Source organism: Paenibacillus sp. PCH8 (assembly GCF_002968835.1).
GTDB lineage: Bacteria > Bacillota > Bacilli > Paenibacillales > Paenibacillaceae > Paenibacillus.
The window spans coordinates 1,004,662-1,027,111 of the sequence record NZ_PKQK01000001.1 but is presented as its reverse complement, the minus strand read 5'-3'; the positions used below and the strand labels follow the sequence as shown (position 1 = coordinate 1,027,111).

Sequence of the window (22,450 nt, the reverse complement as noted above, 5' to 3'; positions counted from 1 at the left end):
CTTTGTTGTAACACGCTATAGCTACTGTTATGATAGTGTTAGGAGACATAGAGTTCTGAACAATGGGGTCAGGGGTGTTGTAAAGGATGAAAAACTATAATTTTTTAAGCCCAATCCTGCTAATTGTGGTGGCACTGATTATAAGAGGCCTGGTGACTAACTTAGGGATTCTATTCGGCATGTCACAAGAAGCAGCGAGTAATATTGCCACGGTAGCCATGGTGATTGCTGCACTGATCATGTTTAATCGAATGACGAAGGCTCGGCGCAAAAAATAGAAAATCGCTTTGATGCCATACGGCGATCTGAGACATGAAGACACCCTCCGGGTGTCTTTTTTGGTATTGACGTTCTGAACCTAACGTTTTAGACTATTGCTAATAAATAATAACAATAAAAGATAACGAAAATAACAAAATACAAAACAATACGAATGATATGAACCTATTCCAGTTCAAAGGAGACTCTATTCATGAGGATCATTGCTGACAAACCCTGGTGATTCGCTCGCTGAACGTGAGCATATAACGATTGAAGAAGGACTGCAGGAGCACCGCTGAAGCGTTTAGTCGGTCCTATACGTCATGGAGCAGCTAATGTGCAAGTACGATGATGGTGATGAGTGGTGGAACGACCGGATGAGAAGACGGGAGTACCTTATTATGCTGGAATGATCTATGGATGAAGTGAAGGGAGTTGCCCTATGAAGAGACCGTTGAACAGACAGCCCGTATTGGAAGTGATCGCTGTGGATGCCGCCGATGCCAGAGCAGCTGAGCAGGGTGGTGCAGATCGAATTGAACTGGTGTCTGCAATGTCTGAAGGAGGACTTACGCCAAGTTATGGTGTGATGGAGCAGGTGTTGTCCCAAGTTTCTGTCCCGGTGTATGTCATGATTCGTCCACATAGCCGCTCGTTCCGCTATAGCGCGGATGATATCCGCGCCATGACCCAGGATGTGCGCGTGGCGAGGGAGCTTGGAGCCGCCGGCATCGTGATCGGTGCTTTGACGGAAGGAGGAGAAGTAGACCTGTTGTCCTTGCAAACCTGTATGTCCGAAGCACAGGGATTGGGCGTTACATTCCATCGAGCGATTGATGCAAGTGCAAGTCTGACTGAAGCGATGGAAACCATCAGCACCCTGGGCAATATTGAGCGGGTGCTTACATCGGGAGGAAAATCTGCCGTACCAGAGGGTTTGCTCGAACTGAAGCTGTTGCAGGAGCTTGGGCAAACCTTGAACACGGGCGTCATGGCAGGGTCGGGGGTGACCATAGAGGGAATTCAAACGATCGTGAGCCAGACAGGCATCACGGAAATCCATATGGGATCAGGGGTACGTCGTGAAGGAAGCTTTGACCATCCCGTAGATCCGCAACTTGTCGCTTGGGCCAGGCAGCAGCTATTATTTGCATCACAGCAATTCTACGAACAGCAGTGCAATGAGTAACAGTCCAATGAGTAACAGTCCAATGAATATAAGGAGGGATATGATATGAATCGGAAGCTACCATCAGCCGAGTGGATCAAGGCCGCAGCACAGGTCAGTCCATCCAAACGCCAGCTGAGTTGGCAGGAGATGGAGTTCTACGCTTTTATTCATTTTACAGTCAATACATTCACAGATCGGGAATGGGGGACCGGAGAAGAAGATCCGGCCATCTTCAATCCTTCGGAACTGAGCGCAGCGCAATGGGTACAGGTATGTAAGGCGGCGGGGATGAAGGGACTGATCTTGACATGCAAGCATCATGATGGATTTTGTCTGTGGCCAAGCAAGTATACGGAGCACACAGTCGCAGCGAGCCCGTGGAGAAATGGTTCCGGTGATCTGGTCCAAGAAGTGGCCGAAGCCTGCCGTGAGGGTGGGTTGAAATTCGGGGTATATCTGTCCCCTTGGGATCGGCATGAAGCATCTTATGGGGATTCAGATCGTTACAACGAATTTTTTATCCATCAGCTGCGCGAACTGCTCTTTAACTATGGCGGCATCTTCTGTGTGTGGTTTGACGGAGCATGTGGGGAAGGTCCGAATGGCAAAAGGCAGGTTTACGACTGGGACGCATATTATGCGCTTATTCGTGAACTTCAGCCGGAAGCTGTCATCTCGGTATGTGGCCCTGATGTTCGTTGGTGCGGCAACGAAGCTGGTCATACGCGGGACTCGGAATGGAGTGTTGTGCCAGCGCATATGCAAGATAATGAGAAGATTCAGGAGCAATCACAACAGGTCGACGATGGAGCGTTTGCCAGAAGGATGAATACGCAGGATAGTGATTTGGGAAGTCGAGACGTCATTTGTTCCCATGGTGATCCACTGATCTGGTACCCTGCCGAGGTTAACACATCGATTCGTCCGGGGTGGTTCTATCATACGAGTGAAGATGATCAGGTCAAAACGCTGGAGGAACTGCTCGCCGTCTATTACGGTGCAGTAGGGGGCAATGCCAGCTTTTTGCTCAATCTGCCACCTGATACGCGAGGTCTTGTTCATGAAAAGGACGTGCAACGTCTTCAGGAATTAGGGGCTGCGCTGCGTACCACATTTCAGGAAAATTTGGCTTTGAACGCGGTGGCCGAGGCATCGGAGATGCTGGATGAACAGCATGTGGTATCGGAGGTGCTTACTGAGCACCCGGATACGTACTGGTGTCCCCGTGAAGAAACGGAGCTGGCGTGGGTTGAACTGGATTTGCAGGAGGAAAAAGCATTTGACCGGGTGGTATTAATGGAACATATCCAATCGGGCCAACGGATTGAACGCTTTACACTGGAGGTACGCAGGGGAGAGGGTGCATGGGAAGAGATTTACACCGGATCGGTGGTGGGGTACAAGCGAATTTGTTGTTTCCCACAGGTCACATCGAGAAGAATTCGATTAACCATTGATGAATCCAGATGGTACCCAACGTTGTCCAGGCTAGGCATATATCTGAGTGAGCGGGGAGATGCGTAAGATGGGGGTACTGACGTATAAAGGGGCACAATTCCTCTTAGATGAAGAACCATTTCAGATTCTGTCGGGTGCCATCCACTATTTCCGAGTGGTTCCCGAGTACTGGGAGGATCGGCTACTGAAGTTGAAAGCCTGCGGTTTCAATACGGTGGAGACGTATGTACCTTGGAATGTCCATGAGCCGCAGCCGGGGCAATATCGTTTCGAAGGTATGGCTGATCTGGAACGTTTTATTCGAATAGCAGGTAATGCAGGCCTATATGTGATTGTCCGTCCGAGTCCTTACATATGTGCCGAGTGGGAATTCGGTGGATTGCCTTCCTGGTTGCTCGCGGATAATGATATCCGTCTTCGATGTAATGATGCAACGTTTCTGGCGAATGTGGATCGGTACTATGATGTACTTCTGCCCAGACTACAACCGCTACTTAGCACCCATGGCGGGCCGATTATTGCGATGCAGATCGAAAATGAGTACGGAAGCTTCGGGAATGATGCGAGCTACCTGCAATATTTACGTAATGGCATGGTAAGGCGCGGTATGGATGTGCTGTTATTTACCTCAGATGGACCTACAGATCATATGTTGCAGGCCGGTTCGGTGCCAGGCCATCTGGCTACGGTAAATTTTGGCTCAGGGACACAAGGGGCGTTTGCGAAGCTACGTGAATATCAGGCAGATGAACCTTTGATGTGTATGGAATACTGGAACGGGTGGTTCGATCACTGGGGCGAGTCACATCATACGCGGGAGGCATCGGATGTAGCTAGAGTGCTGGAGGAGATGCTTCGGGTAGGAGCTTCGGTTAACTTTTATATGTTCCATGGCGGGACGAACTTTGGATTCTATAACGGGGCAAACTGTCAGCAGAAGGATCAATACGAACCCACGATTACCAGCTATGACTACGATTCGCTGCTGAGTGAGTCAGGGGAACCAACAGCGAAATTCCATGCGGTACGTAATCTTATTGCTTGGTATAGCAACCGTGATCTGGGTGAGCTTGTGCTTCCTGATCCAAAAGAAACGATCGCCTATGGGCGAGTGGAACTGAAACAGTGTGCGGTATTGCTGGCACAGGTAGACCAGTTATCGGTTCCGGTACAACGCACGAATCTGGAACCGATGGAGAAGCTCGGTCAGGACTATGGCTTTATTTTGTACCAAACCCGGATATCCGGACCCAGAGAGCGACAGGAACTGGTGGTTCAGGAGGTGCGTGACCGCGCGTTGGTGTTTGTTAATGGACAATTTCAGGGTGTACTGGAGCGTGGGAATACAGCCTTATCCGTTTCATTCGAGGTGCCTCCAGAGGGTGCAGATATTGCGATCCTTGTGGAGAATATGGGGCGAATCAACTATGGTCCGTACCTGAAAGATCCTAAGGGAATTACGGAGGGGGTGCGGCATGGTTTTCAGTTTTTGTTCGATTGGACGATTCATTGTCTGCCAATGACCGATCTGTCAGGGTTACACTTTAGGGAGCAACTTGCTGAAGCAGATGGTGAAGCAGAGATAAAGGGAGAAGAGCCAGCCTTTTATCGGGGAAGCTTTCAACTAACGGATGTAAGAGATACTTTTCTGCGTCTGGACAGCTGGACCAAAGGTTTTGTTTATGTAAACGGATTCAATCTAGGGCGTTACTGGAATAAAGGGCCGCAAAAGACGTTGTATGTACCTGCCCCGCTCCTTCGTGAAGGTGAGAATGAAATCATTGTATTTGAGCTTCACCAGACGGTTGATCAGGCGATAACGTTCGTAGATACAGCAGATTTGGGCTAGGAAAAGGAAAATAGGTGAGCCAAACGATTATTGAGAATTGTCGTGTCCACCGGAAAAAGGTATACGTTGGGTATGGACATTGACTACAGGAGAGGATGAGAGAAAATGAAAGTTGGACTCAGCACCTACAGTCTGCAACAAGCGCTGGATCGCAAAGAATTAACCGTACCGGATGCCATTCGATGGATTGCCGATCAGGGCGGAGAACATGTGGAGATTGTTCCGATGGGATTCAGTCTGATCGACAACCCGGAGTTAATTGATGAGATTAAAGCTGCGGCCAAAGAGGTCGGAATCGATATTTCGAATTATGCCATTGGCGCTAATTTTGCTGTACAGGAGGATGCCCAAGCGTTGGAGCAAGAGATTCAGAAGGTCATACGTCACGTGGATGTAGCTGCTGCGCTAGGCGTAAAACGGATGCGCCATGACGTGGCTTTCCGCCCTGCACCGGAAGGGACCGTAGCCCAATTCGAACTTGACCTGCCGGTAATCGTTAACGCCTGTCAGCGGATAGCTGATTATGCAGCAGGCTTCGGGATCACAACGAGTGTGGAGAATCACGGATATTATGTGCAGTCCAGCGAGCGAATTCAGCGGTTGCTGCACAAGACAGCGCGGGACAACTTCAAAACCACGCTGGATGTCGGCAATTTCCTCTGTGTGGATGAAGATCCGGTGAGCGCGGTGAAAAATAACATGAAGTATGCGTCGATCGTACACGCCAAGGATTTCTATTGGAGACCTTCCTACCGCAATCCCGGTGAGGGCTGGTTCCAAACCTCGCACGGAAATTACCTGCGCGGCGCCATTGTGGGCCATGGCGATATCGATATGCCCGAAGTGTTCCGTGTATTAAAGCAATCCGGGTATGACGGATATATCTCCGTCGAATTCGAAGGCATGGAGGATTGCAAAACCGCTTCGCGTATTGCCATGGATAACGTCCGCCGCCTATGGGAAGAGGCATAGGGCGGAGGCTTTGTATTTTTTGTAGAAATTGAATCAACTTTCTATAGAAGGCGTGAGTAACAAAGGGGAAGTTTGGAACTGTAGGAGCGGTAGCGACCGCCTTTGTCAGCAGATTATAACCGCTTGAACGGTCTATAAAAGAACTCTGCTGACAATAGCGACCGGAAGTCCAAGCATTCACCGTGTTACGTTAAGCCGATATTCCTTGAGTAAATTCATATGAAAATAATGGAGGGATCAGCACAATGTCCAAATTGAAAGTCGCCGTTATCGGTGCCGGATCAATATCCGATTGCCACTTACAAGCCTATGCGAGTAATCCAGACGTTGAAATATACGCCATCTGCGACCTGAACGAAGCGCGTGCCGCAGAAGTAGCGAAGCAATATAATGCATCTCATGTATTCACCGATTACAAGGAACTGCTCGCATTGTCCGAGATCGATTCCGTCAGCATCTGCACATGGAATGACTCCCACGCAGAGATCAGCATTGCTGCACTGGATGCAGGCAAAAACGTACTGTGTGAGAAACCGCTATGCCAAACGGTAGAGGATGCGCTCGAAGTAGAGAAAGCGGTGCATCGCAGTGGAAAACTGTTACAGGTCGGCTTTGTTCGCCGCTATAGCGACAATGCACAGATTCTGAAGAAGTTCATTGATGAGGGTGAACTGGGCGAGATCTATTATGCCAAAGCTTCCAGTCTGCGTCGACTCGGCAATCCGGGCGGCTGGTTCTCCGACATCAACCGTTCCGGTGGGGGCCCACTGATCGATATCGGGGTGCACGTCATTGATATTTGCTGGTACCTGATGGGCAGACCGAAAGTGAAATCCGTCTCCGCCAACGTGTCCAACCGTTTGGGTAACCGCGCCAACATTAACCATTTGTCGTTCTACAAGGCAGCGGATTATGACGCGGAACAGAACACTGTTGAAGACATGGCGAATGCACTGATTCGATTCGAGAACGGGGCAAGCCTGCTCGTGGACGTCAGCTTCACGCTCCATGCCAAAGCCGATGAGACTTCGGTCAAACTATATGGCGACAAAGGCGGCGCCGAGCTGGAGCCGGAAATTTCAATCATTGGGGAGAGATTCAATACCATTCTGAATATGACCCCGCAGGTGGATTTCAAATCCTTTGATTTTATGGGCTCGTTCCGCAATGAAATCAACCACTTTATCGACAGCACTCAGGGTCGCAAAGAAACACTGAGTCCCGTCGAAGACGGCGTCGAAGTGATGAGAATGCTCTGCGCCATCTACGAATCAGCACGCGAGGGCCGCGAAATTACACTGTAAAGAGGGCATTGCACTACGGAGATGCTCCTCACATGTCTTTAACTGCTAACTAACCGTTTACACCCAACGGAGGGCATAACTGCCCGGACGAAAAATAGCTACTAAATCGACCAGGTGTAACATGTCTTTTCACGTGGGTACAACCACATTTACACCCTAACGGAGAGTGCAGAACCAATCTGAAAGAAGCGGAGCGTTCGCCTTTATCTCCCGGATTTTCCCCTATAGGGAAATAATCAAAAAAATCCGGGGGATAACAGCGATCGGAAGATGGTACTGCAATCGGAGTGTCCAAGTGTAAATCTACATGTCCAGACGTGTGACATTCCAACTAAAGGAGATGACCCTATTGAGCGAAACCAAAGAAACCGTACTGGAGCAGGAAGAGCAGATTGTTGAAGCCGGGGTGCACAACTTTAGCAAAGAGGACGAATGGGTCAAACCGGAAGATCCGCTGCTGCTGGGGCGGCTGGAGTGGTTCAAGGACCAGAAGCTGGGTTTGATGATGCACTGGGGGCCATATTCCCAACTGGGCCTCGTAGAGTCCTGGGCGCTGAGTGACGAGGATGGTGATTGGTCGCGGGATGATATCGACTGGACGGATGACATGGAAGACTTCAAGCGCGAATATTTCGATCTGAACAAAACCTTCAATCCAATCCGCTTTCAGCCGGAGGAATGGGCACAGATGGCGGCAGATAACGGCTTCAAATACTTCCTGTTCACCACTAAACACCATGACGGCTTCTGTATGTGGGATACCCACACGACGGATTATCGGATCACAGGCAAGGACACGCCTTTTCATACTCATAAGTATGCAGACATCTGTAGAGCCCTGTTTGACGCTTTCCGGGCCAAAGGACTGGGCATCTCAGCGTATTTCTCCAAAGCGGACTGGCATACTCCATATTACTGGGCACCGGGCATGGAACGTGGACGTCACATGTGGCGTGGCCCATCCTATGATCCCCACAAGTATCCTTGGCTGTGGGAGAAATTCGTGGAGTTCACACATGAACAGATTATGGAGCTGTTGACGAACTACGGACGAATTGAATGCCTGTGGTTGGATGCCGGTTGGGTGCGCGAAGGGCGGCATGGTCAGGATATCCGACTTGGCGAAGTTGTGGAGCGGGCGCGGAAGACCACACAACCTTGGCTTCTATCCGCCGATCGCACTGTCGGTGGCCCGTATGAGAATATCGTCACCCCTGAGCAGACGATCCCGGATCATGCGATGAACATCCCATGGGAGAGCTGTATTACGGTAGGCCATTCCTTTGCCTTCGGATTCGATGATCAGTATAAATCAGGAAGACAGCTGGCACATATTCTACTCGAAGTGGTGTCCAAAGGAGGCAACCTGGCATTGAATGTGGGGCCACAACCGGATGGCCGTCTGCCAAAAGGGGCAATTCGAGGTATCCAGGGACTTGGAGAATGGCTGGGTACTCACGGAGAAGGCGTCTATGGAACTCGAATCTGCGAACCGTACTTTACGAAAGAATGGGCTTTCACGCAGAAAGCCGACATCAATACCGTATATGCCTTCCGTATATACCGAGACGAGAACGAGGCCATCGAACCACAACTGATCATCCCCTATATGGAAAAGGTGGAGCGGATTGAACTCGTCAGTACGAATGACGTACTTTCGTTTCAGCAGACGGAAGAAGGGTTTGTCGTGGAACTGCCACAATCAATGGTTTCCGGCGTAGCACCCATCACGCTTACATTCCGAATAGTAACAAGCGCATAGAACAAGATGTCAATTCCGGGGGAGCTATAGCAGCCCCCGGGATTTTTTTACCCATACATAAGGAGACCACTTTCCAATAGTAGCAGCTCGCAATCGCTTGTCATATAAGGGTTTGGAGAATATAGAGAGGTCGGAGAAAATTGCAAATTGATAAAAGTTCGCCGCTCAAGGTACTATCGAATTAAGAAAGCGCTACCTGATATGAATATTAACATCATTACTTCTGATCAGGTGAAATGAACAGAAAAAAGGTTGTTTAAGGGATGTAAATGTAATGTATTATTACACTTGAGGTGTAGAAGGAGTGACGCAAATGAGTCGAGCAACAGAAGGCATACCTACCAAGATGGAACTCCAGCAGAGGAATGATGTGCAGCCCAAGCGGCAGCATCCATTCATCAAAAGCCTCAAGAAGCACTGGGAGCTCTACCTGCTCGTGCTGCCTCCCGTATTGTATCTGTTGATCTTCAAGTATATCCCGATGGTGGGTGTCCAGATCGCCTTCAAGGACTTCAGTGTGGTCAAAGGAATCTGGGGAAGCCCATGGGTCGGACTGAAACACTTTGAAGCCTTCTTCCAATCTCCAAACTTCTGGCTGTTGATCAAAAACACAATAGGCATCAGTTTCTATTCCTTAATTGCGGGTTTCCCCATCCCGATCCTGCTGGCGTTAGCGCTGAATGAGATTCGAACGGGTTATTTTAAAAAGACCGTACAGATGGTCACCTACGCTCCGCATTTTATCTCCACCGTCGTCATGGTATCCATTATTATTCTGATGCTCTCCCCGCATGTGGGCGTAGTAGACAAGCTGTTCACCTTACTCGGCTTCCCGATGACCAACTTCATGGGTATTCCGGAATACTTCAAATCGATCTATGTCTGGTCGGGCGTGTGGCAGGGTATGGGATATTCTTCAATTATATACATTGCAGCCCTTGCTGGTGTTGATCCATCCCTGTATGAGGCAGCGAAGATGGACGGCGCTTCAAGGCTACGGAAAATCTGGCACATCGACCTTCCCACACTTGTTCCAGTCACCGTCATCCTGCTGATTCTGAGTCTGGGCAGCATTATGGGCGTGGGCTTCGAGAAAATATATCTAATGCAGAATCCGCTCAACACAAGCGCTTCGGAGGTCATCTCGACGTATGTGTACAAGGTCGGTCTGATCGGTGCGAATTTCAGCTTCTCCTCAGCAGTAGGGTTCTTTAACTCCATTATCAACCTGATCCTGCTGGTTATCGTCAACGGCATATCGCGCAAAGTATCCCAGAACAGCTTGTGGTAAAGGAGGAGCTCATCTATGTTCAACCTGTTGCATCGTAATCGGATCAAGGACCCGCTTGGTGACCGCATCTTCATGACATTCAACTATATTTTTCTGATTGCCATCCTGTTAACGGTGTTCTACCCGCTCTTGTACATTATCAGTTCTTCCCTCAGCTCTTCACGCGCCGTGACATCCGGTCAGGTGTGGCTGTTCCCGGTTGATTTCAACATCAAGGCGTACATCTCCATTTTCAAAAGCCAACAGCTCATGCTCGGTTTCTATAACACGATCATCTACACCGTGGTCGGCACGTTCATTAACGTGGTCCTTACCGTCATGCTTGCCTATCCCTTGTCACGAAAGTCGTTCTATGGACGGGGAGCCATCATCATTTTCATGATGATCACCATGTTCTTTGATGGTGGTCTGATTCCGACCTACCTGCTGATGAAGGATTTGCATCTGCTGGATACACGTTGGGCGATGTGGCTGCCCGGGGCGCTCGCCATATTCCAGGTTATCGTGGCACGAACCTTCTTCCAATCTTCCATCCCGGAGGAACTCGGAGAGGCCGCAGAGATGGACGGGTGCCGGGATATCCGCTATCTGATCAGCGTGGTTCTCCCGTTATCCAAGCCGATTCTGGCGGTTATGACGCTTATGTATGCCGTAGGTCACTGGAATGCGTACTTTGATGCACTGATCTATCTGCGTTCCGAGAAGTTATTCCCGCTGCAATATGTGCTTCGCAATCTGTTGATCCTGAATGCAGCTGATCCGGCGATGCTCGCCAATACGAGCCAACAGATGCGGGATCAGGGGTTTGAACAGGTACTGAAATATGCGTTGATCGTTGTTGCGAGTATTCCAATTCTGATCATGTATCCATTTGTACAGAAGCATTTTGTCAAAGGGGTCATGGTCGGTTCCCTCAAGGGTTAATCCATGTGATGTATTCCCATTTTCGTATCCCGATGGCTGGTTGGCTTATGGAAAGGAGGTGGGGGAACACGCCGGCTTCGGGAATCAATTTTATACCTGTGCACTACGAATGAGTGGTATCCGTTATGAACAAAAAGGAGGAGTCAGATTGAGAAAATCTTGGATTTCGATGTTGTTTCTGGTCTTTGCTTCGATGGCTTTGTTGTCCGCATGCAGTTCATCCGAAGAATCGGGTACGGGTAGCGGGGAGAGCGGTGGCCCGGTGACGATGACTTTCTTTGCTCCGCAAGGCAAAGCGTCCATGGAAGAGAATGAATTCACCCAATTTATCGAAGACAAGTTCGACGTGACCCTGAAATGGGATCTGGCCCCAACGGACGCCTTGCAGGATCGCAGACAATTGCTGCTGGCCAGTGGTGATTATCCCGAAGTATTTCTTCACGGCAAGTTCACCACCTCAGACCTTCAAACCTATGGCAAACAGGGCGTGTTCCTTCCGCTACAAGACTTGATTAAAGAGTATGGTCCGAATCTGACCAAGGCTATGGAAGAGAAGCCGTACTTCAAAGAAGCCGTAACAGCACCGGATGGCAACATCTACGCACTACCTATTTTCAATGAATGTTATCACTGTACGTATGCACAGAAATACTGGATCAACATGGAGTGGCTCGATAATCTGGGTCTGAAAATGCCAACCACGACAGAAGAACTGTACACGGTTCTGAAGGCGTTCAAGACACAAGATCCGAATGGTAACGGTAAAGCTGACGAGATTCCACTGACGGGCGCGCCGAACAAATATGTATGGAACGGCAATATTGATGCCTACTTGATGAACAGCTTCATCTACAATGATAACGACAAGTACCTGATCGTGAACGATGGCAAAGTGAGCTTTGCTGCGAATCAGGAAGGTTGGAAGAAAGGGCTGGAGTATATGAACAAGTTGTACGCAGATGGCCTGATTGATCCGGCTTCCTTCACACAGAACGATCAGGCGATCGGACAGCTGGGGAACAAGGAAGGCGATGAAGTGGTCGGCTCCATTACAACAGCGCTGGTTAGCTATCTGGTTAACACGTATGACAAAGACATCACCCGTCACCAGCACTGGGAGATCGTTCCTCCATTAAAGGGACCGGATGGTGTGCAGACGACAGGTGCTACACAGAGCGTCGGCGAGTTTGAGTTTGCCATCACCAACAAAGCGACAGAAGCGCAGCAGATTGCTGCGATCCAGATTGTGGACTACATGTTCAGTGAAGAAGGTGCGCTGTACGCGGAGTATGGCCCAACCGAAGGCAAGGGATGGAAGAAGGCAAATGCCGATGAGAAAAACATCAATGGTGAGTCTGCCAAATACAGCTACTACAATCTGCCTGAACGTGACCCGAACGTCATCGTGAACGAGAGTTGGTCACAGATCGGCGCGCATGACTTGTCCAACACATTCCGCAACCTGTTTGCAGAAGGGCAGAATCCGCTCGAAGCAGAAGGCTATGGTACACGTCTGGCGCAAGCAACCAATGTATATGAACCTTATGCACCGAAAGAAGTGTACCCTGCGAACGTATTTATCCGTCCGGAGGATACCGAATCGGCTGCACAACTGACTACGGCCATCAAGGACTATGTGCAGACGAATATGGCCCAGTTCATTATTGGTAGCAAGAGCATTGAGAAAGATTGGGATTCGTATGTCAAAGGCTTCGATGGTCTCGGACTGAGCAATTACCTTGATATCTATCAGCGTGCCATTGAGAAGAATCAATAATCGTTGATCCCTGGATTCATCATAGAGGCTGTCCCGTCCGTCACCCGTGACCGGGACGGTCTTCTCCTATGACAACCCCATGTCATCCGATATCATGTACTGAATATTTATGAAAATTAGCAACCGGCGCGAGTGATTGTCATCATGCAGCATGAACAGTAATGGTGGGGGGCCTTGGAGATGAACAACAATTGGTTTAGGCGTTTGCTGTTGTCGTATCTGCCTGTTTTTTTTATTGTGACGACCATTCTATTCTTTATTTTCTTCCAGGTATTCAATGAACAGAACCGCAGAGAAGCGCTCAAAGCCAATGAATTCCTCGCCTCACAGGTCACGCAATATCTGGATAACTCTCTGCGCTCCATCGACTTCAAGGTGCTGCGCGAGATTCTGACCAACCCTAACTTGAAGAATTATTTCTCGGTATCTGGTAGCGAGGATGTGTATGCAGGTATTCAGGCGGTCCAGGTGATTGATGAATTGAAAATAGAGTATCCGCTGATTGATTCAATCTATCTCGTTCGGTACGGGGATGGCATCGTCTTCAGTAACGGAAAGGCTGTCCCGATTGGAGAATTCCCGGATGCAGCATTTATTGCGGATAGCCGGACGAGGGATGAACAGAAGTGGGCAGGGGCGCGAGCATTCAAGGCCTTTTCTTCGGAAGCGCCTGAGCAGGTGATTACCATTGTGAGAAGTGTTGGAAACGGCAAAGGGCTTGTAGTCGCTAACGTGGACTTGAACACGCTGAAGAAATCCATTATGCAGATGTATGATCCGGAATTTACGTTCGTGAACGTCTTCAACCGTGCTGGCGGTAACCTGTGGGACAGCGGCATGCCTGAAGGTATTCAGGATTCTGCCAGAATCGCTTCAGGAGAAGTCTTCTCCGAATTCATGTCAAGTTATAGCGGCTGGAAGGTACAGACCGGGCTGAACAATGGCAAAATCGTCAAATTCGCCCTGCAATTCTATAATATCTGGTTTATTTTTGCAGTAGTGGTGGTCTTGATCGGGGTCGTGTGGGTAATCTATGTGACTCGCAGGAATTACAAGCCCATTCAGCAGATTGTTACGTTGATTCAGACCGTATCTTCGCAGAAGCAATCGGGGCTGAACTATGGCAAAGAGAATGAATTCCGATTCATTCATACCACGCTGGAACGCATGATTGACCAGACGAAGCAGTATCAGGAGGAGCATGAAGAGAATCTGATTTTGCAGAAAAGGGTGTTCTTTCAGGAGTTGCTGGAAGGTACGCGAGACTACACGAGCAGTGAACTCACCACGGAGATGAAGAAGTTCAAACTGCCTGGAATGGAGCATCGGTGGGCCGTGATGGTAGTCGAGATGGACCGGTATGATGCATTCGTGGCGGAGTATCATCAACAGGACCAATCACTCCTGAAATTCGTGTTATCGAGCATTCTACAAGAGAGTGCAAGGCACGAAGGAACGGAAGTATGGGCAGAATGGCTCTCCGATCAGCGGCTGTATGCGATCCTCTGGGTTCCGGCAATGGAGCAGGCTGAGGAGACGGAGTATCGATTACTCACCGGGTATCTCGACCGGATCGATCAATATTTGAATTTCACCGTTACCATTGGCGTAGGCAGGGTGGCAGTTGATATTCGGGGGCTAAGAGCTTCGTTAAAAGAAGCCATGCATGCATTAGAGTACAAGGCTGTACTCGGTACGAATCGAATCATTCCATGCAGTGACGTGCCGAACTCGACCAATGATGTGTATGAGTTCCTGAAGACCATCTCGCTGTTCGTACAGGCGATGCGATTATCGGACGATGTCTGGGAAAAGCATTTGGAAAGGCTGTTTGAACAGATCAGCGAGTCTGTCCTGTCCCGTCAGGAGATTATGAATACGATTCAACTGTTATTCCAGCATTACAATCGGGAATTCGCCGAGCTTCCACGGGAGTATCAGGAGTCATGGGCAGCCATATTCACCCCGCTTCTCCCAAGGCTGGAGGGCTGGGAGACATTAGCCGACCTGCGTGAGCTGTGCTGGGAAGGATTCAGAGAGCTGGCGCAGCAGATGCAGACGTTGCAATGTTCCCGGAAACACAGGTCGCATATTCTGGAGATTCGCAAATACATTGAGCAGCATTACCATAATCCTGATCTGTCGCTGAACTACCTTAGTGATCTGTTCGATATTAATCCGAAGTATCTGAGCAAGCTTTTCAAGGATGAGATTGGGGAGAAATTCGTGGATTTACTGATTAGTCATCGGATTGAAAGAGCCAAACAGCTCATGCAGGAGACCGATAAGGCCATTCAGGAGATCAGTGAGGACGTAGGGTACACGAACTATAATTCCTTCAACCGGGCGTTCAAAAACGTGGTGGGGGTAGCTCCGAGTGATTACCGTAAAGCCATGTAAGCAAGTGCCTGACCAATCCGAAATAAGGAGAATGTGTATATGGACTATAAAGATGCTTCGCTTCCCATTCAGGAGCGGGTTCAGGATCTGCTCGAACGAATGACCACAGCGGAGAAGATTGGGCAGCTGATCCAGCCGATGGGGTGGAAGACGTATGATAAGGCAGTAGATGGTACGGTACAGGTAACGGAAGAGTTCATAGCCGATATGGCACAGGGGGTGTGGGGTCTCTGTACGGTGTACTTCGGGCTGACCCGTGGACTGAAGTCACGCTGGAAACAGGCCTCACACCACGCCAGGGAGCCGTTGCGACCAATGTCATTCAGCAGTATGCGATGGAGAACTCCCGGCTCGGCATTCCTATTTTATTCGGGGAAGAGTGTTCCCATGGGCATATGGCGATTGGGGCGACGGTGTTTCCGGTACCGTTAACGGTGGGCAGCACGTGGAATATGGAACTGTACCGCAAGATGTGTGAAGCCATTGCTGTGGAAACCCGAAGTCAGGGGGAGCGGCCACGTATTCTCCGGTACTCGATGTAGTGCGTGACCCGAGATGGGGCCGGACGGAGGAATGTTTTGCCGAAGATCCATACTTGATCGGTGAATTCGCAGTAGAAGCGATAAAAGGACTACAGGGTGAGCGACTTGATTCGAACCGGACGATTGTAGCGACACTCAAGCATTTTGCAGCATACGGTAGTTCGGAGGGAGGACGTAATGCAGCTCCGGTGCATATGGGATTACGTGAATTACACGAGGTAGACCTGCTGCCGTTCAAGAAGGCCGTGGAAGCCGGGGCTTGCTCTGTCATGACCGCCTATAACGAGATTGATGGGGTACCGTGCACGTCCAGTACGTATTTGTTGAATGATCTTTTGCGAGAGCAGTGGGGATTCGACGGATTCGTGATTACGGATTTCGGTGCCATTCAGATGCTGGTTAACGGACATAACACTGCCGAGAACGGGGAGCAGGCGGTGGCACAGTCGCTTCAGGCTGGCGTGGACATGGAAATGTCCGGATACATGTACCGCAAGCATCTGGTTCAGGCGCTTGAGCAGGGACTGATTGGAGAGAAGGATCTGGATGTGGCTGTGCGGCGGGTGCTGGAAATGAAATTCCGACTCGGGTTATTCGAGCAACCTTATGTTGATCCGAATTTTGCCGAAGAGGTCATCGGTTGCGAGGATCATATTCAGCTGGCGAGGGAAGTCGCGCAGGAGGGAATTGTTTTGCTGAAAAATGAAGGCAATACCCTTCCGCTTGCCAAAATAGGCACGAAGCTGGCCGTCATTGGTCCGAATGCGAACCATATCTACAACCAGCTTGGGGATTACACCTCGCCGCAGCCGAGAGAACAGATTGTCACGGTGCTGGATGGCATTACGCGCAAGCTTGGCGCTAATTCGGATCAGGTCTTGTATGCACCCGGCTGCCGGATTAAAGGCGATTCCAAGGAAGGATTTGCGCAGGCGATCACTTGTGCAGAACAGGCGGATGTCATCGTGATGGTGATGGGCGGGTCAAGTGCCCGCGATTTTGGCGAAGGCACGATCGACTTGCGGACAGGTGCATCGGTTGTGACAGATGATCCGTGGAATGACATGGAGTGCGGAGAAGGCATTGATCGTGCATCGCTGAACCTGATGGGTGTGCAATTGGAGCTGGTGCAGGAAGTACATAAGCTGGGAAAACCGGTTGTTGTGGTGTATATCAACGGTCGTCCAATGGCCGAACCGTGGATCGATGAGCATATTCCGGCGATTGTGGAGGCTTGGTACCCCGGACAGGAGGGTGGCAATGCGATAGCTGATGTGCTGTTCGGTGATGTGAACCCATCTGGCCGCCTGACGGTATCCATTCCGAAGCATGTAGGTCAACTTCCGGTCAACTATAATGCCAAACGTACTCGTGGCAAGCGGTATCTGGAGATGGATCTTGCGCCGCAGTATGCATTCGGTCATGGACTGAGCTATACCGAATTCAAGTATGAGAATGTGAGGGTTATACCGGAAGTGATTGGGCCTGAAGAGGAGGCAGAGGTTCAAGTGGAAGTCACGAATACGGGAACTGTGGCAGGCAAAGAAGTGGTGCAGCTGTATATCACGGATGTGTCGGCCTCAGTTACCCGGGCCGAAATGTCACTGAAAGGTTTTTGCAAGATTCATCTGGAGCCAGGGCAGACCCGGACCGTTACGTTCCCTGTGCAAAAGGAACATCTCGCACTGATCGACTCCCGTCTGCAGTCCGTTGTTGAACCGGGTGAGTTCAGGCTAATGGTGGGCCGCAGTTCTATGGACTGGACCGCTTGCAGTCTGCATGTCCAGAAGGTGGGGTGCAGGTATGATTCGAATTCAGCGATTCATTGAGGATCTGAAGCAGCGGCAATGGCTGGATGTGATTGAGCTTCCAGCGTGGCAGATGCAGAAGGCACGGTATATCCGTCCGGGAGAGTACGAATACGAGCAAGAGGACAACGCGGCGCAGAGCTTGAATCCATTGAATAGTGTACACGGCACGACCTACTTTCTGAGCAAAAGGGTGGAAATACCTGCGGACTGGCAGAATCGGGCCGTCGGGCTGGTCTTTGAAGCGGGGGAGAAGGGTTGCTGAAGGTGAATGGCATACCTTATCACGGGTTGGATCGGAACCACCACTTCGTACCACTTTCAATGGAGCGTGTGGGAAACGCACCGCATCTGGAGATTGAGCTCTACGATCCGATTCCCGAGCCACATGATCCATTGAATCGGCAAGCGGTGATTCAGCCTCCGATTCAGGGTATCCGTGCGGCACTTGTTCATGTGAATCAACCACTCCAGAGTCTGATGTATAGCGTTACGGTACTCGCGGAGTCACTTCGTGCATATCCCGAGAAGGAGCCCAAGCGGATGGTGCTCACTCGGGCGATCCATCAAGTCATGGATGAGATGTACAATGAACCAGACCGGTGGCATGATGAAGCGTGGATACAGGGAATGGAGCATGTTTTGGCACAGACTGTACAGCAGGAAGACCCGGAAGAATATCGTAGTGGCTTCATGCATCTGGTCGGGCAATCCCACATTGATATTGCCTGGCTCTGGCCTGTGCGTGAAACGGTTCGCAAGTCCAGTCGCACGTTCTCGACCATGTGTACATTGATGGACACGTACACGGACTTTAATTATTCCCAGAGTCAGCCGCAGTTGTATGCCTTCGTGAAGGAACATTACCCGGAGCTGTACGAACGAGTGAAAGCTCGCATTGCCGAAGGACGCTGGGAGTTGGTTGGAGGCATGTGGGTGGAGCCGGATCTGAATATTCCGAGCGGGGAGTCGTTGGTTCGGCAGATTCTGTACGGACAGAACTTCTATCAGGCGGAATTCGGCAAACGCTCCAATATTGAGTGGTTGCCGGATACGTTCGGCTACTGTGCTTCACTGCCGCAAATGCTGAAGCTCGCGGACATTCCCTATTTTATGACCACCAAGCTGAACTGGAATGATACCAATGCGTTCCCTTACGACCTCTTCGACTGGGTGGGCATCGATGGTACTTCGGTGCTGGCTTATCTGAATCATGGGGTGAATGAGCATACGCGGCCCAAAGATGTGGATGAGCACTGGCAGTCCTATAAACAGAAAGAAGTACATCCAGAGCAGATGTTGCTCTACGGACATGGCGATGGTGGTGGTGGAGTAACGAATGAGATGGTAGAGTTTGCGGAACGATCTCACTTCATGGTGGGGCAGCCGATTAGCAAATTCAGCACCGCTGGTGCTTTTTTTGAAGACATATCGTTGAATAATCCGACGTTGCCTAAGTGGTACGGGGACTTGTACCTGGAGCTGCATCGCGGAACCTACACGACCCATGCGCGGAACAAACGCAGCAACCGGAAGGCAGAGGTGTTATACCGGGAAGCGGAGATTTGGGGTCAGTTTAGCAGGGATGGCAGCAGAAGGGCGGAACGCAAGAATGAGCTCAATGAAGGCTGGAAGCTGATTATGCTTAACCAATTCCACGATATTATCCCGGGAACGTCGATTCCGGAAGTGTACGTAACATCCACGGAAGAGTACACGAAGGTATTTGTGCTGGGAAATTCGGCATTGCAGGAAACGCTGGGTGAACTCGCAGAGACGGTTGCGACGGATGAAGTCGATGGCATGCCATACATTCTATTCAATAGCCTCGGTTGGGAACGAGGAGAAGTCATTGCCATTACAGGGGATGCCCAGCTCAGTGGATTGGCTGCCTTTGATCGTCAAGGGAACCGCCTGACCTGTGATCTGGAGCAAAATGAAGAGCAGTATAAGCTGCTCATACATGTTCCATCGATTCCTGCCTTTGGGTATACAACCCTATGGCTGCGTGATGCACCGGATGTTATCCTTCCAATAAGGGAAGAAGCAGAACCATGCCCTTCCACTTGGGAAACCAACTTCTACATCCTGGAATTCAACGACTTGGGCGAGATCACAAGGTGGTATGACAAAACGGTCGAACGCGATTGGCTGAAGCCGGGTGATCTGGCGAATGAGTGGCAGTTTTTTCATGACAAACCGACCTACTGGGATGCCTGGGATATCGATCCACGGTTTGAATCCCAACGGGCAGGCTCGGTGCAGTTGATCTCCACAGAGATGGTACAGCGCGGGGCCACGCAGGATGTCCTGCGGTTTCGCTGGAAGCTGAATGATTCCGAGATCAGTCAGGATATCATTTTGTACCGTCATCAGCGACGTGTGGATTTTTATACCAAAGTGGATTGGAATGAGAGTCATAAGCTGCTCAAAGTATCATTTCCGATCGATCTTGTGGCAACCAAAGCAGCATATGAAATTCCGTTTGGTGCATTGGAGCGCGCAACCCATAACAACACGAGTTGGGAGCAGGCGCAGTTTGAGGTCTGTGGGCATCGGTGGGCAGACATCTCCGAGGGTAACAGTGGTGTGAGTTTGTTGAATGATTGCAAGTATGGATATGACATCAAGGATGGGACGATTCGGTTGTCCCTGCTGCGTGCTCCGAAATGGCCGGATGAATATGCCGATCAGGGGCAGCATGAATTCACGTACTCTTTTCTGCCTCATCAGGGGGATTGGCGGCAAGCCGCCGTGGTTCGCCGTGCGATGGAGTTGAATCATCCGATACAGGTCGTCGCAGCGGGTCGGCATTCGGGACAGTTACCGGCAGAACACGCATGGGTTCAGTTTCACAGTGAACATGTCATTCTGGATACGATCAAGGTAGCGGAAAATGGCACAGGAACGGTACTGCGTTTCTACGAATCGTCGGGAGGAAGAGAAACGGTGCAGGTTCAGTGGGCTGAAAAGGAAGTCACGGCATCCATCATCAATCTGCTGGAGGATGAGCTTGAGCCGTTGTCTTGCAAGAACGGAGGGTTTGAACTAACATTCAAGCCTTATGAGATTAAGTCAGTGAAGCTTGTTCCGTTAAGCTAATATAAGGTTGAAGATCAAAGGTTGTTCTGCAATTCATCTAATCAAAGGAGGGTATGACATGAAATTAACGAATAAGATCGGTGTTATCGTGGATAGCTTTGGGGTTGGTGTACGGGAAGGGTTGAACAAAGCCAAAGACGTAGGTGCGGAAGGCGTACAGATCTATGCTGTCAAAGGAGAGATGGACCCGGAGAACCTGTCACCCACAGCTCGGCGGGAACTTAGGAGTTACATCGATTCTCTGGGGCTTGAAATAGCGGCATTGGTTGGTGATCTGGGCGGTCATGGGTTCCAGGTCAAGGCAGATAATCCGTGGAAAGTGGAGAAGTCGAAACGGATCGTGGATCTGGCACTTGATCTGGGCACGAACATCGTCACCACACATATCGGTATTGTTCCGCATGATCCGTCATCGGAAGTCTATGCCACGCTGCACGCTGCGTGTGAGGAACTGGGTCAATACGCCAGAAGTGTCGGCGCATACTTTGCCATCGAGACAGGACCGGAAACAGCTGCTGACCTGAAAGGATTTCTGGATACGCTGTCGACCAAAGGAGTCTCCGTCAATTTTGATCCAGCCAACATGGTGATGGTAACTGGCGATGATCCGGCACAGGGCGTTCGTCTACTCAAGGATTACATTGTCCATACCCATGTGAAGGATGGTGTGCGGTTGAAGGAAGTTGATCCGCGAGATGTGTACGGAGCGGTCGGGTATGTCCCGATGGATCATGAGAAGATTGCCGAAATGGTCTCTTCCGGAACCTTCTTCCGTGAGGTGCCACTGGGCGAGGGCGGGGTTGATTTTGACGGATACTTTGCAGCTCTTCAGGAGATTGGTTATACCGGATATCTAACGATTGAGCGCGAGGTAGGCCATCAGCCGGAGCAGGACATTCGCAAGGCAGTGCAATTCATCCAACAATATCGATAGGAGCTGAGTAGATGAAAGTGGGCCTGAGCACGTATAGTTTGTTGAATGATCTGAATTCGGGTGAAATGACAGTGTTGGATGTGATCGACTGGATTGCGGCTAATGGTGGCGAGCACATGGAGATGGTACCTTACGGCTATACCGTTGAGGATAATCATGATTTAGCAGATGCGATTCGGGAGCGGGCGGCATCTGCGGGTATTGAATTGTCCAACTATTCGATGCCAGCGAATTTTGTGCAGGAGACGGAAGAGGCGTTTGAAGAAGAGATGGCTCGGGTCAAAAGACATGTCGATGTGGTACACCGGATGGGTGTTCGGCATCTGCGTCATGACGTAACGGCGTTTACGTTGCCGCGTGATAAGATGACTATTGCCTGGTTTGAGGAACATCTGCCGCTGATGGTGAAAGGAAGCCAGATCATTGCGGACTACGCCGCACAGTATGGGATCACAACAACCATTGAGAATCATGGTTTCAGTGTGCAAGCAAGCGACCGGGTGCAGCGTGTACTCCATGCTGTGAATCGTCCGAACTTCAAAACAACACTCGATATCGGCAATTTCATGTGCGTGGATGAGAACCCAATCATCGGTGTCATGAAGAATCTGCCATACGCCTCCCTGGTCCACTTTAAAGATTTCTACTTCCGTCCTTATGATGAGCATCCGGGGGAAGGCGAATGGTTCACAACTGCTCATGGCAACTTCCTGCGTGGTGCAATTGTTGGACATGGCGACATTCCGATCCGCAAAATAGTTAAATGGATTAAAGACTCCGGTTATGATGGTCATATTACGGTAGAGTTCGAAGGTATGGAAGAATGTAAATCCGCTTCCAAGATCGCCATGGACAACCTGCGCCGCTTCTGGGAAGAGGCGTAGGATATAGGCAA

General features: G+C 50.2%; 13 protein-coding genes and 2 pseudogenes. All 15 read left to right on the top strand.

The window, feature by feature from the left end; all coding sequences use genetic code 11:
• Positions 1-86 precede the first annotated feature (86 nt).
• Positions 87-278, top strand: coding sequence for a hypothetical protein (locus C0Q44_RS04570; RefSeq protein WP_105406229.1), 192 nt, complete (start codon positions 87-89; stop codon positions 276-278).
• 425 nt (positions 279-703) lie between these two features.
• Positions 704-1,450: a copper homeostasis protein CutC gene (locus C0Q44_RS04565; protein WP_105406228.1), complete on the top strand. Its 747-nt coding sequence runs from the start codon at positions 704-706 to the stop codon at positions 1,448-1,450.
• A 45-nt stretch (positions 1,451-1,495) separates the two neighbouring features.
• On the top strand, positions 1,496-2,956 hold the full coding sequence (locus tag C0Q44_RS04560) for an alpha-L-fucosidase (protein WP_105406227.1): 1,461 nt from the start codon (positions 1,496-1,498) through the stop codon (positions 2,954-2,956).
• Between the two features lies 1 nt (position 2,957).
• Positions 2,958-4,739 carry a glycoside hydrolase family 35 protein gene (locus C0Q44_RS04555; RefSeq protein WP_105406226.1) on the top strand — a complete coding sequence of 594 codons (1,782 nt, stop codon included), beginning with the start codon at positions 2,958-2,960 and terminating at the stop codon, positions 4,737-4,739.
• Between the two features lie 105 nt (positions 4,740-4,844).
• Entirely contained in the window at positions 4,845-5,711 is an 867-nt protein-coding gene (locus tag C0Q44_RS04550) for a sugar phosphate isomerase/epimerase family protein (protein WP_105406225.1), read from the top strand.
• 245 nt (positions 5,712-5,956) lie between these two features.
• Complete coding sequence (locus C0Q44_RS04545) at positions 5,957-7,015, top strand: Gfo/Idh/MocA family protein (protein ID WP_105406224.1); 1,059 nt, start codon at positions 5,957-5,959, stop codon at positions 7,013-7,015.
• Positions 7,016-7,364: 349 nt separating this feature from the next.
• On the top strand, positions 7,365-8,777 hold the full coding sequence (locus C0Q44_RS04540; RefSeq protein ID WP_105406223.1) for an alpha-L-fucosidase: 1,413 nt from the start codon (positions 7,365-7,367) through the stop codon (positions 8,775-8,777).
• A gap of 346 nt (positions 8,778-9,123) precedes the next feature.
• Positions 9,124-10,068 carry an ABC transporter permease gene (locus C0Q44_RS04535; RefSeq protein ID WP_258166275.1) on the top strand — a complete coding sequence of 315 codons (945 nt, stop codon included), beginning with the start codon at positions 9,124-9,126 and terminating at the stop codon, positions 10,066-10,068.
• A 15-nt stretch (positions 10,069-10,083) separates the two neighbouring features.
• Positions 10,084-10,992: a carbohydrate ABC transporter permease gene (locus C0Q44_RS04530; protein WP_105406221.1), complete on the top strand. Its 909-nt coding sequence runs from the start codon at positions 10,084-10,086 to the stop codon at positions 10,990-10,992.
• Positions 10,993-11,140: 148 nt separating this feature from the next.
• Positions 11,141-12,769 (top strand): type 2 periplasmic-binding domain-containing protein, encoded by a 1,629-nt coding sequence (locus C0Q44_RS04525; RefSeq protein ID WP_105406220.1) that lies wholly within the window; start codon positions 11,141-11,143, stop codon positions 12,767-12,769.
• Between the two features lie 180 nt (positions 12,770-12,949).
• Positions 12,950-15,169 carry a helix-turn-helix domain-containing protein gene (locus C0Q44_RS04520; protein ID WP_105406219.1) on the top strand — a complete coding sequence of 740 codons (2,220 nt, stop codon included), beginning with the start codon at positions 12,950-12,952 and terminating at the stop codon, positions 15,167-15,169.
• A gap of 39 nt (positions 15,170-15,208) precedes the next feature.
• Positions 15,209-17,540, top strand: a pseudogene (locus C0Q44_RS04515) (glycoside hydrolase family 3 N-terminal domain-containing protein).
• Positions 17,515-20,621 (top strand): annotated as a pseudogene (locus tag C0Q44_RS04510) (alpha-mannosidase). The pseudogenes C0Q44_RS04515 and C0Q44_RS04510 overlap by 26 nt, the downstream one beginning before the upstream one ends.
• A gap of 58 nt (positions 20,622-20,679) precedes the next feature.
• The gene (locus C0Q44_RS04505; protein WP_105406218.1) at positions 20,680-21,555 is read left to right on the top strand and encodes a sugar phosphate isomerase/epimerase family protein; all 876 of its coding nucleotides are present in this window, start codon (positions 20,680-20,682) and stop codon (positions 21,553-21,555) included.
• Between the two features lie 11 nt (positions 21,556-21,566).
• Entirely contained in the window at positions 21,567-22,439 is an 873-nt protein-coding gene (locus C0Q44_RS04500; RefSeq protein WP_105406217.1) for a sugar phosphate isomerase/epimerase family protein, read from the top strand.
• Positions 22,440-22,450 lie beyond the last annotated feature (11 nt).